Below are 11,737 nucleotides of genomic sequence, written 5' to 3'. Positions count from 1 at the left end.
GCATACGCGTCTTGTGTTCCGACTTGAATACCTTTGCCAGCGCTACCAAGCAGCGTTGCAAGCAGCGTTGCAAGCAGCGTTGAAGGAATCGATTAACACCGCCAGCGCAAGCTTATTCCGCAAGCGTCGCGACTTCGTCATAGCCGGTGGAAGATACGGATTTCCGATAATCAATTTTATTCTCTTTCCGTCCTGCTGCGCTATATGTCGGGCATCCGTCTAACGGGGGAGGCCGGAGCAGGCGCATGCCTTGCGAGACCGGCAGAAGCAGGGGACCAAGCCCGTCGGTATGTTTGAAGTGATCATCACCAGGCGTAAGCGGTTTGGCTGGCGATGGCAGGTGTGCCAGTCCGGCAAGATATTTGCCGATGGCTTCGAGCGCACCCGGCCGTCCGCCAAGTATCATGGCGAGCGCGCACTGTTCTTCCTGTTGTCGCAGGCTTACCTGCGCAATCGCTCCGCGGCGGCCAGCGAGGACTAGCGGCGGGAGCAGCAGACAGCTCCATCCGGGCTACGAGCCTCACCTCAGATGTCGACGACCAGCTTGCCCTTGGCGGCGTGATCCCGGATCAGAGCGTAGGCATCGCCAACACTCTCCAGCGTGAAGCGCCTTGCATCGACCAGCGGCGCGAGCTTGCCGGCTTCAACCAGGCGCGTCGCCTCCGCCATGATCTCACCGTGATGCGCGCGGCCTTCGCCTGATAGCAGCGGCAGCAGCGTGAACACACCGGAATAGCTGGCGGCGCGGAACGACAGCGGTGCAAGCGCGTGCGTACCCCAGCCCAGCGCGCTCACCACATGGCCAAAACGGCGCACGGCTTCGAAGGAGGCATCGAGCACCTTGCCGCCGACGGTGTCGTAGACGATGTCGAAGCCGCGGCCGCCGGTATGCTCTGCAACGTAAGCTTCGATCGCAGTGCCGCGGTCGATGAACACAGCGCCAAAGCCTTCGATGGTGGCGCGCTGCGCTGCCGAGCCGGTCGCGAACACGTCTGCTCCGATGGCGCGCGCGATCTGGATCGCGACATGGCCGACGCCGCCGGCACCGCCATGAATCAAAACCTTCTGGCCGGCCATCAGCGCCGCGCGATCGATCAGGCCTTCCCAGGCCGTGATGAAGATCAGCGGCAGGGCGGCCGCTTCGCGCATGCTGAGATTGGCGGGCTTGGGCGCCAGCAGGTCGGCATCGACCGCGGCGAACTCGGCGAGCGATCCCGGCACGCCGCCGACGCCGCCGGTCATGGCATAGACCTCGTCGCCCGGCTTGTACCGCGTCACGTCGCGCCCGGTCTGCTCGACCACGCCGGCGAGATCGATTCCGAGAATGGCGGGCAGCGGATGACGCGCATGCGCCGCCGCACCGGCATGGATCTTTGTGTCGAGCGGATTGACCCCGCTCGCGCGCACCCGCACCAGCACCTCGCGCGGCCCGGCCTCGGGCGTGGAGATTGTTGAGAGGCGCAGCGGCGCGTTGTGGGTCTCCAGGATCGCCGCCCGCATCGTCGATTGTCTCGTCATGATCGTCTTGCTCCGTTGTTGGCCTCCAATATGCCCCATGAATTTTTGCATGGAAATGAACAAGGATGTACGATGATCGTGCATTTCTGTATGAGGTCATTTCGATGGACTGGAGCGATCTGCGCATCTTCCTGGCGATTGCGCGCGAAGGCACGCTCGGGGCTGCCGCGCGCAAGATCGGCCAGACCCAGCCGACGATGGGGCGGCGGCTTCGCGCGCTCGAAACCGCGCTGGGACAAACGCTGTTCCAGCGCACCGCCGATGGTTTTGTGCTGACCGACGAGGGCGCCGCCGTGCTGCGCCACACCGAGCGGATCGAGGAGGAGGCGCTCGCGCTTCAGCGCCACGCCTCGGGTGCGGAGACGCAGCTCGACGGCATGCTGCGCCTGTCGTCGTCGGACTGGTTCGGCACGGTGATGCTGTCGCCGGTGATCGCCGCCTTCGGCAAGCGCCATCCCAAGGTGATCGTCGAGCTCCTGACCGATGCGCGCCTCTATAGCCTGCCGCGGCGCGAGGCCGATCTCGTCTTCCGCATCAAGCCGTTTAGCGAGCCCGAGGTAATCTCGAGAAAGCTGCTCCACATTCCCTACGCGCTGTATGGCAGGAAGGGCAGCAAGCCGCCGCGCGCCGGCGACGGAAGCGGCGCCCGTGTCGTCACCATGAATGCCGAATTCGCCGACATGCCAGATGCGATCTGGTTGAAGCGCGCGCTGCCGAATGCGGAGATCGCCTCGCGCAGCAACAACCGCCAGGCGCAGGCGGAGCTGTGTGCCGGCGGCGGCGGGTTTGCCGTGCTGCCACGCCCCCTCGGCGACCGCGACCGCCGTCTCGTCGCGCTCGACATCGGCGCCACGCCGCCCGGCCGCGACACCTATGTCGGCTATCACCGCGATCTCCGGCGCCTGGCGCGCCTGCGCGCGCTGCTCGATCTGGTGATCGAACGGTTGGCATGACGGCCTGCAGGGTGGATTAGCCTTTCGGCCGTGCGAAGCGCAGTCGACAGGCGTAACTCACCCTACGGACTAGATTCGCTCGAAACAATCGTAGTTGCGAATCCTGAAGATCAGCCCGTCACGGAATTCGAAGAACTGCGCAAAACGGGCGCGCATAGTGTCGCCGGGAGCAAGCTTGCCGACGCCGACCGCCAGTGTTGCAGTCCAGATCGTCTCCATCACCACGCAATTGCCTGACGCAAGGGCGTTGACGATTTCGAACGATTGCGAGGCAAGGATGTAACGGGATCTGTCGTAAGACGCTCGCAAGTTGATGAAATCGCGCACTGCGCCCTGCGGCAGGAGAAGGTTTGGAAATTCCTCCTGCACGATATCATCGGCATAAAAGGCCTCGACGGTCTGGCGGGGCTTCGCCGCGGCGACTGCCGCGACGAAGGCTTTTGCACGATCGATCAAATCCTGTCCGGTCACGATGGTGCCTTTCCAATCTGTTCAGAAAAGGCCCGGCAACAGCATCGCGACGCGCTTCCGATACTTTCGGTACTCGTCGCCGAAGAGCGCCACCAGATCGCGCTCCTCGAGCCAGATGCCGACGAAGATATAGGCCGTTGTCACTGATGCGAACATCAGGTGTCCGAGCGTCATCACCGGTGTCGACCAGAAGGCGATGATGAACCCCAGATAGATCGGGTGGCGGATGAGGCGATACAGGCCCGGCGTCTTGAACTTGACGGGCGCGGTGAGCCGGCCGGCGAAATGGCTGATAACCTGTGTCAAGCCGAACAGTTCGAAATGGCTGATGAGGAATGTGCTGTAGAGCACAATCAGCCAGCCCAGGAACTCGCCCGCAATCACGAGCCCGGCCAAGGCGGGAGACTCGATGTTCCAGATGACCGTCGGAATCGGTTGCCATTGCCAGAACAGCAGCAAGAGCGTCAGGCTTGCCAGCAGCACGTAGCTGGAGCGCTCGATGACCGGCGAAGCGAAGCGCGCGAACAGCCGCTTGAACCCCTGCCGCGCCATGCCGCTATGCTGAACCGCGAAGGTCGATAGCAACAGCAGATTGATGGCGAGCGCGTTGGTTAGCGAGGTCGGCGCGCCGGTGTCGATGGTCTTGGGCACGATATATTGCGTGACGAAGCCGATGGCATAGAGGAACGTGCCCAGAAAGATCAAATAGGCACTGGTCCCGTAGACGAGGGCCGCGGACTTCATCGCCAGCGCGAAGGGGCGAGTGGGTGCTGTACCTGGCCCGTTTTGAATCGTGATAGACATCATCTTCTCCTGGTCTTTGGCGAGGATCGAATTGAACTGATGTGGTCGTCTCACGCCTGCCAGAAGCGGCTCCATCGAGACTGTGCAGCGCGTTCGATGAGGTCATCGAACGGGCCGCGATAGAGACCCACATCCTTCAACGCCCGGTCGTCCAGCGGGCGCAGGGCAGCGAGCGCCGCCCGGCGCTCGTGATGGGCAATGGCGGCGGCGATCCAACCGTTCAGCAGGCGCCGGAACCTCGCGAGAAGCAGCGGAATGCCTCGGCGCCCGAAGGGCGCCGCGAGGCTTGATGTGGATAGGGAAATCAGGGTCACGTGTTTGTGCCTTTTCAAATGTGCGCCGGGTAGCGCGTTGTCTCCTTTCTAGAGGACGGCGGTGAGCGGCTCGTCAGGGCAGGCGTGAAAAAACCGTCAAAAACGCGGTCGAGGCTGCTAGAATTGCGCCATTTGATGCCGAGAGGGTGGGAATGCCGCGGTTGACCTTGCTGGGTTCGTTTTCCATGGACCGGGGCGGGCCGGTCACCTTGCGCAACAAGAAGGCGCAGGCCCTCGTGGCATTTCTGGCCATGAACCCTGGGGTCGTCCATGTTCGTGAGCGGCTTGCGGCGTTGCTCTGGCCCGACAGTCACGAGGACGCGGCGCGACAAAGCTTGCGCCAATGCATCAGCATGCTGCGACATGATTGCGCCGAGCTGCCGCTGTCCGCCGATCACGACCTGCTTGGCTTCGATATCGGCGCCGTCACGACCGACGTCGTCGAATTCAAGGATGCAGTATCCGATCCGTCCATCGCCAATTTGAAACGTGCAGCGGAGTTGTATCGCGGCCCCTTTCTCGAGGGACTGAACGCGCGGTCCGATCTTTTCGACGAGTGGTTATTGGGCGAGCGGTCCCGATTGCGCGCCGTCGCCACCTCTGCCTTCCATACGCTGCTGCGGGAATTACAGCTTATCGGCGCACGGGAGGAGGCGATCGCGTTGGCGCTCCGTTTGTTGGCGATCGATCCGTTGCAGGAAGAGGTGGATTGCGCCTTGATGCGGCTCTACTCCGAGCAGGGGCAGACCGCGTTGGCGTTGCGGCAATACAAGCGCTGCGAGGCGATCCTGCGCAAAGAGCTCAACGTCGAGCCGGATCAGGAGACGAGGGCGCTTTACCAGCAACTCCTGCGACATCGGTCGCAGCATCGGGTGCCGCCCGGGGATGTGGCCGCCGCTGAGCCGGCGGCTTCGCCGAGGCAGCTCAAGCAGAACGTTCGAACCTGCACCGCGCGCGACGGGGTGCGCATCGCCTATGCGTCGGTCGGCGCCGGGCCGCCGCTGGTGAAAGCCGCCAATTGGCTCAATCATCTGGAATTCGACTTTGCGAGCCCGGTCTGGCAGCACTGGATCGAGGCGTTGAGCCGCGACAACACGTTCCTGCGCTACGACGAACGCGGTACGGGCTTGTCGGACTGGGATGTCTTCGACATCTCCTTCGACGCTTTCGTGCGTGATCTCGAGACGGTCGTCGATGCGGCGGGGCTCGAACGTTTTCCCCTGCTTGGCATTTCTCAGGGCTGCGCGATCTCGATAGCCTACGCCGTGAAGCACCCGGAGCGTGTCAGTCATCTCGTTCTTTATGGCGGATACGCAAAGGGTTGGCGCCATCAGGACCCGTCAAACGTGGCCCGCCGGGAGGCATTGACAACTCTGGTCCTCGAGGGGTGGGGGCAAGAAAGTCCGGTGTTTCGCCAGATATTCACGTCCCTCTTCATTCCTGAAGCAAATGCCGAGCAGGCGCAGTGGTTCAACGATCTGCAGCGGATTACGACGTCGCCGCAGAACGCCTTCAAGCTTACGAATATCTTCGGCGAAATCGATGTGCGGCATCTGCTGCAGGATGTACGAACGCCGACCCTGGTGTTGCACGCTCGTGCCGACGCGAGCGTAAAGTTCACGGAGGGGCAGGAACTCGCTGCTCGGATTAAAGGCGCAACATTCGTTCCGCTCGAGAGTCCCAATCATATCTTGCTGGGGACCGAGCCGGCCTGGTCGGTATTTCTGGACAGTGTAAGAAGGTTTCTCGCGCCCGATCGCTGTCGGTGATTGTGCTTATCGAGTTTTGCCCGACGGGCAAAACACCGAACTCAGGGCAGAACGCTGTCAATCGCCTTCAACGAAAATAATTCGCTTTATAAGAATTCGGAAACGGCGTATGTGTTGCCTCACTTCGGCCCAAGGAAGAGGGGCGTATCGCGATCGTCACGAACGCGGGCCGGGCGGCGGTGGACGTGGGCCACACTGGTGCGAAGGTGATCGCAGGGCGGGCAGCCGTGAGCGAAGCACGTCGCACGCACGACCGGTGTGATCCACGTACGGCCAAATGTGACGCGCAGTTTCATATGACACCTCCCGGGATCAGCCGGGATTAACCGGGAAACGGCGGGAAGTGATTGGAATGCAAGGGCTTGGGCGGCCCTTGGCGCTCGTTGGCGGCACAGACCGCGCGCAAGTTCGAATGTCACCCCACGGCGGCGCGGTGAGCAAAACGGCACAAAATCCCCGAGTCTGCCGGCGAACTCGGAATCAAAACGGGCCTGCGTGACCGACGATTCCAAGTTCGGCCGGAATACGCTGAAGCCATTGCAATTCAACAGCTTCCGGCAAACGCGGCGACGGCGACCGCGGCCGAACTTGGAATCGGAACCTAGAAATCCGGAGGTGCGCTTCAGCGCCTCCGATTCCGGGCGGTGATGATCAGCTCCCGCGCCTGGTGCGCCTTGTTGCTGCGGGCAATCGAATAGGTCAGTTGCACCGGCCGCAGCCGGAAGCCGGCGAACGTCTTCCGGATCTCCGGGACGTCGTTGATCGACATGATGAAGCGGCCTTTCAGGCCCCTTAAAACATCCGCCATCTGGGCGTATTCGGACCGCGCGAACAGGCCGGCGCCGTAGTCCTTCTCGCCGCCGAAATACGGCGGGTCGAGAAAAAACAGCGTGTCCGGCCGGTCGTATCGGCTGATGAACTCGGCCCATGGCAAGCACTCGATCGTGACGCCGGCAAGCCGCTCGTGCAGTTCGTCCAGCATCGGTGCGAGCTTCGCCGCGTTGAAGCGCGCCCCTAGCGGAGCGACGCCGAAGGTCCGGCCCGCGACCTTGCCGCCGAAGGTCGTGCGCTGGAGATAGAGGAAGCGCGCGGCTCGCTCCAGGTCGGTGAGCGTTGCCGGGTCGGACGCCTTCAGCCGCTCGAACTCGGCCCGCCCAGTGATCTGCCACTTCAGCATGTCCATAAACGGATTGTAGTGGCGTTGCAGGATGCGAAAGAAGGTCGCCACGTCGCCGGAGCGGTCGTTGATGATCTCGCCCTTCGCCGGCCGCCGCCGGCGCAGGAAAACGCCACCCATGCCCACGAAGGGCTCGGCATAGGTCTCGTGCGGAATCCGCTCGATGCTCGCGACGATCGTTTTCGCAAGCTGCTTCTTGCCGCCGATATAGCCCGCGGCCGGCTTCACCGGCTTGTAGACAACCCTTGAACTCATCTCTTCGAATCGCTCCGGCCCGCCTACGGTCGCCGTGCTGCGCAGCAGCGGCGGGTCGGCGGGAACGGTTTTCCTCGTCGTGCGGGTCAGTCTGCCAGGATCGGCCCGCGGTTGCAGCGTTAGCGCGCTGTCGACCCCCGCCACTACCGCGCCGAGGGGTATTCATCACCGTTTGCTCCAGTACCAGGCGTGCACGACATCGCGGTCGGTCAGCGAACTCGCCGCCTTTCGCTCGCACCGGAATTTCGCCACGTGCCTGAGGCCGGGCGACTGCGCTCGATCGACGCGGACGATCAGGAAGGCAGTGCGGCCACGCGGCGCTTTCACATGCTCGCCAGGCAACGGCAGAGGCCCGTCCCACGTCAACACCGTCAACGTGCAGAGCCCATCACTCATCCAGCGCCTCGTCGAGGCTCGCCGGCATCTCACCAGGTCGGTACGCGAAACCGGGATCGATGCCTTCGGGCACTGTCACGGTTCTCGTGCTGCCGTCTGACAGGCGGACCGTCTTCTCCACCATCTTCGACGGCGGCGCCTTGTCGGAAATCTTCCAACCGTAGCGCCTGAGATCGTCGATCGAGACGCTGTCGACCCAGCAATGGCAGCCCCAGCCGTTCGGCGGATAATGCGTCTGCCAAAAAGGATGATCGACCGGCAGAATGATGCCGTTCCAGCTCTCGTGTAGCGGGCGCGGATGCCGCTGGCCGTCGAAATGGCGGTATCTCAGATACGGCCGCGTGCTCTTGACACGCTGGATCTGCTCCCAGCGGCCGGCCGCATAGGCCGTGCTCATGTTGGTGTCGAAGATCACGCGGCTGCGCCAGCCGCGCGAGCCGTTGTAGCTCCAGCCGTGCTCCTCGACGATCTTGTCGAAGTCCTTCCTGAAGGTCTCCAGCGTCTCGCCTTGCGCGATCGCCTTGTTGACCGCGTCGTGGAAGTCGGCAACGAGCGCGTCCGTCATGGCGCCGGCGACGGTGAAGCTCGACGAATGCTCCTGCTGCCACAGATCGGTCCAGGTGGCGGTCGGAACGTTCGCCTTCTCCCGCAGGAAGTTGATCGCCTCGGCCGGATTGACCGAAAACGGCAGCACCTCGGCATGCAGCGAAGCCGACGGGCAGCCGCACGCGCGAAAGACGGGTGTGCCGTGGCTCCTAAGCATCGGGAATGTTCGCGCGACCGGTCAAATTGGCGAGCACACGCGCCAACCGGATCAAACCAGCAAGCCTGTACTCGGCAAGGCCGGGTTTCGCCCGCGCGAGTTCATCACGAACCTGCTGCAACGAGCCGGAGCGCTCAACAATGGCCCGAACCTCGTTGATCACGGCGTCAGCGCCGTGGCCGCAGAGCCGTTCGGCCTGGTCGGCGAGCGCGGCGATCGGATCGTGCGTCTCGTGAAGGCGAAACGCCGAGTTCAACGCCGGATGCTCGGCAGGATTTCCGACCAGGTTGCCGAACGGGCCGGTCAGGCTCGGTGATGACGCCGGCGCCGTCAGAAGCTGCGCGTTCGGAGGCGGAACGGGAATGCCGAGCAGCGCATTGAAGAACGTTCTCTCCACCTGCAAACCCATCGGCACGAGCTTGTCGACGGAGTTGACGATCAACTCGACATTGGTGTCTTCGGCCCGGCCGATCTTGACCTTTGGGTACTTCTTCTGCGGCCCGAACTGGAGCTGCACCGCGGGGCGAACGAGGTCGCGGTTGAGGATGGCATCGATCGCCTTGGCGTCCGCTCGCTCAATGTCCTCTTCGACCTGGCGATGCTCCTTTCCAACAGCGTGCCCGCCGGCTATCGCGTCGGTCGTCGCGGTTTGCCCCAGCACAGCCTTTGAAATCTGCTGATCGAGCCAGTCGGAGCGCTTGATATAAAGGTCGCTACCGGTGCCGACGTTCTTGGACTCGATGAAATCGATGTTCATCATCTCGGGGATGATCGCCGCGCAGTCGCCCGCGATGTTCGCGACGGCGTTGAACAGCGTGTCTTTGTCGCCTTGCGACGATCCTGCCGGATATTTACCGACGCGCACCGGCTGCCCGAACGTCTGGGTAAAGATCGCCCAGTCCCGCTGCGTAAACGCCTTGAACATCCATGCCCAGAGCGCGATGCGGGCGATGCCGGAGCGCACCGGCAATCCGGACTTGGCGCGGATCACCGTATTGATGAACTTGAACGGCGGAAATGCCGCCTCACCGAGTGAGCCGGTGACCTGGCCGACACCGTCGGCGTCATAGCCGCCGATGATCAGCGGCGTGCAACCGTCGCGGCGATCGAAGCGGAACCACCGGGGATCGCGCCAGGCGAGCTGCGCGACGTTCCAGTCGCCCTCCGACGTATCCCACACGATCTCGACGAAGCTCAAGCCCTTGCCGATTGCGTCCAGGATGTCGAACAGCTCGGCCTGGATGGTTTCGCGCTTCAAGATGCCTTCAATGAACGCGGCGTGCTTCTTCGCATCGGCCGACTCGTCCGCAGCCTCGACCGTGATGTCGAGCTGCGCGACCTGGCGCTTACGCTTACCGAGCACGCCGACATAGTGCAGATCCCGCTCCTCGATCGTCTCCGCCAGTTCGAAGTAGCGCAACGGATCGCCATAATCGGCCGAGCGCAGGATGTTGGCGAGGCGAACGGGGTTGAGACCATCGCCGGGATAGCCGCTGTAGGGCGAGCGGACGCCAGTCGTCGACGGTGCAGCGATCTCTTTGGTCAGGATCTCGCGCTGGATCGGCCGGCCGTTTTGATCGACGATCGATGACGTTGAACCCGCCATTTAAATGCCTCCTCGCAGGTGTGCACCGAGCGGCGTGCGCCACATATCGTCTTGGCCTTCGTCGCCGAAGAGGCCGTGTTCCCTTGCCAGTGCCTCCCGTGACGCCGGCCGGTAGTCGAATTCGATCAGCTGGCTGCGCGTCTGCGCATAGGCCAGCACGAGGGCAATCGCGACGTCGCCATGGCGATTCTTGCCGTCAGCGCCCTTGGTGCGGATGTCAGGAACGCGCGGGATGCCCTTGATGGTCTGCACGATTGCGAGATCGTCGATACCGTCCGCGTCCTTCGGCAGCAAAATACTGCCGTCCTCGAAGGCGCCCTTGAGCGGCGGAAAGTTCTCCAGGTACCACTCGGTCGACATCTTGACCTGCTCGATGCGGAGCGGTCCGTATTTCTGCGCGGCGACCTCGGCGAGGTAAGCGCCGTTGCCTGAGGCGTCCATCTTGCCACCGACGAAACGCGGCAGCCCATCGCAGAGATAGAACAGCACTTGCCGCTGCTGCTCGAACGGGATGTTCGACATCTCGATCCAGAACGGCACGGTCCGCCGCAGCGTCTTGCCGATTTCGATCGGTATCAGCACCGAAAGGTCGAGGTTGCGCGCGAAGTCCTGGCCGAAAGCGTGCTGGCGCTCCGGATCGAGCTTCTTCAACAGCGGTTCAAGATGCTCTTTGCACCATGCCGCGATATCGGCCTCACGATACTCCTTCGGCAGGAAGGTGAACTCGGCGGGCCGCGACAGGCGCAGCACCGGCGCATCCATCACCATGCGCGCCTCGATCAGCGCGCGCGGCAGATAGACGCCGCCGCCCTGCGAGGGAATGCAGAAAAGCTCTTCGTCGGCGGCGTCGCCGTAGGACGCGATGATCTCGGCGCGCCACTTGGCTTCGCCCTCCGGCGTCCACTCCTCGCCCGTAACAAGGCAGATGCGCTGGTAGAGGCCATCCTTCAGCGCGTCGTCGAAATCGTAGCGTTCGACGTGGTAGGGTTTTCTCTTGGCACGCGCGTCCTCGATCAGCCGATTGAACGGGTTGGCCACGCCGAGATGTGTAGAGATCACTAGGACACGGCCGCCCCACATCAGAAGCGCGAGCGCCGCCTTCATCATGGCGTCGAGATCGTCGTGGAACGCTGCCTCGTCGAGGATGACGAAGCCCTGCATGCCGCGCAGCGAGCGTGGCCGGGACGGTAGCGCGATGATCTCGAAGCCGGAGGCAAAGCGGATGCGGAACGCCTGGATGTTGCTATCGGGATCGCCGTCGTCGAAGACGAATTCCTGCACCTCGGAGGCGGCTTCCTCGAAGCTCTTCGCCCACATGCCGCAGACGTCGATGAACTCCCGCGCCATCTCCTTGTTGTAGCCGATGTAGAATACGTCCATGCCACCGGCCGACTTGACGGCCGCGGCGGTGAGCGCGGCATCGGACGCGACGCCCCAGGTCGCACCGATACGGCGTGACTTCTCGCAGATCGTGACATTATGGCTCGCCGTCGAATTCAGCAGCCGCTTTTGATAGCCCAGCAACACACCTTCGATGCCGCCCGCGTCGCGCGCGAGCTGCGCGCCGACAGCCAGGCCGGCGCGGCGCGTCTCTGCCCATTCGGCATCGGAGATGGTGCGGGAGGACTCGGTCATAGCCGAAGGAATCTCATTTCGTTCATGTTTTCAGCAGCACCACATTGTGATTGGCTCCTTGCAACCAGGAGGAGAG

At 63.1% G+C, this 11,737-nt stretch carries 12 protein-coding genes; 3 read left to right on the top strand and 9 right to left on the bottom strand.

Going from position 1 to position 11,737, the window contains the following annotated elements; translation table 11 throughout:
- The first annotated feature begins 289 nt into the window (after positions 1-289).
- Positions 290-481, top strand: a complete 192-nt coding sequence (locus ABIB95_RS08435) for a hypothetical protein (protein ID WP_028150253.1) — start codon at positions 290-292, stop codon at positions 479-481.
- A gap of 44 nt (positions 482-525) precedes the next feature.
- Here the strand turns inward: ABIB95_RS08435 and ABIB95_RS08430 are convergent, their stop codons facing one another.
- Complete coding sequence (locus ABIB95_RS08430) at positions 526-1,518, bottom strand: zinc-dependent alcohol dehydrogenase family protein (protein WP_354238690.1); 993 nt, start codon at positions 1,516-1,518, stop codon at positions 526-528.
- A 104-nt stretch (positions 1,519-1,622) separates the two neighbouring features.
- Between ABIB95_RS08430 and ABIB95_RS08425 the strand changes: the two genes are divergently transcribed.
- On the top strand, positions 1,623-2,471 hold the full coding sequence (locus ABIB95_RS08425; protein ID WP_354239090.1) for a LysR family transcriptional regulator: 849 nt from the start codon (positions 1,623-1,625) through the stop codon (positions 2,469-2,471).
- 69 nt (positions 2,472-2,540) lie between these two features.
- On the opposite strand, the gene ABIB95_RS08420 is transcribed toward ABIB95_RS08425, so the two are convergent.
- The 3 genes from ABIB95_RS08420 to ABIB95_RS08410 all read right to left on the bottom strand — a co-directional run bounded on the left by ABIB95_RS08420 (position 2,541) and on the right by ABIB95_RS08410 (position 4,060).
- Positions 2,541-2,942 carry a nuclear transport factor 2 family protein gene (locus tag ABIB95_RS08420; RefSeq protein WP_038944930.1) on the bottom strand — a complete coding sequence of 134 codons (402 nt, stop codon included), beginning with the start codon at positions 2,940-2,942 and terminating at the stop codon, positions 2,541-2,543.
- Between the two features lie 21 nt (positions 2,943-2,963).
- Positions 2,964-3,686 carry a methanethiol S-methyltransferase gene (gene mddA, locus ABIB95_RS08415; RefSeq protein ID WP_155795587.1) on the bottom strand — a complete coding sequence of 241 codons (723 nt, stop codon included), beginning with the start codon at positions 3,684-3,686 and terminating at the stop codon, positions 2,964-2,966.
- 110 nt (positions 3,687-3,796) lie between these two features.
- Complete coding sequence (locus ABIB95_RS08410) at positions 3,797-4,060, bottom strand: DUF1127 domain-containing protein (RefSeq protein ID WP_354238688.1); 264 nt, start codon at positions 4,058-4,060, stop codon at positions 3,797-3,799.
- Between the two features lie 152 nt (positions 4,061-4,212).
- Between ABIB95_RS08410 and ABIB95_RS08405 the strand changes: the two genes are divergently transcribed.
- Positions 4,213-5,829 carry a bifunctional AfsR/SARP family transcriptional regulator/alpha/beta hydrolase gene (locus ABIB95_RS08405; RefSeq protein WP_354238686.1) on the top strand — a complete coding sequence of 539 codons (1,617 nt, stop codon included), beginning with the start codon at positions 4,213-4,215 and terminating at the stop codon, positions 5,827-5,829.
- 622 nt (positions 5,830-6,451) lie between these two features.
- Here ABIB95_RS08405 and ABIB95_RS08400 read toward each other — a convergent pair.
- The 5 genes from ABIB95_RS08400 to ABIB95_RS08380 all read right to left on the bottom strand — a co-directional run bounded on the left by ABIB95_RS08400 (position 6,452) and on the right by ABIB95_RS08380 (position 11,661).
- Positions 6,452-7,261, bottom strand: a complete 810-nt coding sequence (locus tag ABIB95_RS08400) for a DNA adenine methylase (RefSeq protein WP_354238684.1) — start codon at positions 7,259-7,261, stop codon at positions 6,452-6,454.
- Positions 7,262-7,426: 165 nt separating this feature from the next.
- Positions 7,427-7,657, bottom strand: coding sequence for a hypothetical protein (locus ABIB95_RS08395; RefSeq protein ID WP_354238682.1), 231 nt, complete (start codon positions 7,655-7,657; stop codon positions 7,427-7,429).
- Positions 7,650-8,420, bottom strand: a complete 771-nt coding sequence (locus tag ABIB95_RS08390; protein ID WP_354238680.1) for a phage head morphogenesis protein — start codon at positions 8,418-8,420, stop codon at positions 7,650-7,652. Before ABIB95_RS08390 ends, ABIB95_RS08395 begins: the two co-directional genes overlap by 8 nt.
- The gene (locus tag ABIB95_RS08385) at positions 8,413-10,026 is read right to left on the bottom strand and encodes a DUF935 domain-containing protein (protein WP_354238678.1); all 1,614 of its coding nucleotides are present in this window, start codon (positions 10,024-10,026) and stop codon (positions 8,413-8,415) included. Before ABIB95_RS08385 ends, ABIB95_RS08390 begins: the two co-directional genes overlap by 8 nt.
- Positions 10,027-11,661 carry a terminase large subunit domain-containing protein gene (locus tag ABIB95_RS08380; protein ID WP_354238676.1) on the bottom strand — a complete coding sequence of 545 codons (1,635 nt, stop codon included), beginning with the start codon at positions 11,659-11,661 and terminating at the stop codon, positions 10,027-10,029.
- Positions 11,662-11,737: the final 76 nt, after the last annotated feature.

The sequence above is a fragment of the Bradyrhizobium sp. LA2.1 genome (assembly GCF_040547725.1).
Lineage (GTDB): Bacteria > Pseudomonadota > Alphaproteobacteria > Rhizobiales > Xanthobacteraceae > Bradyrhizobium > Bradyrhizobium barranii.
The sequence above is the reverse complement of the archived record's forward strand: the minus strand, read 5'-3'. Positions and strand labels throughout refer to the sequence as shown.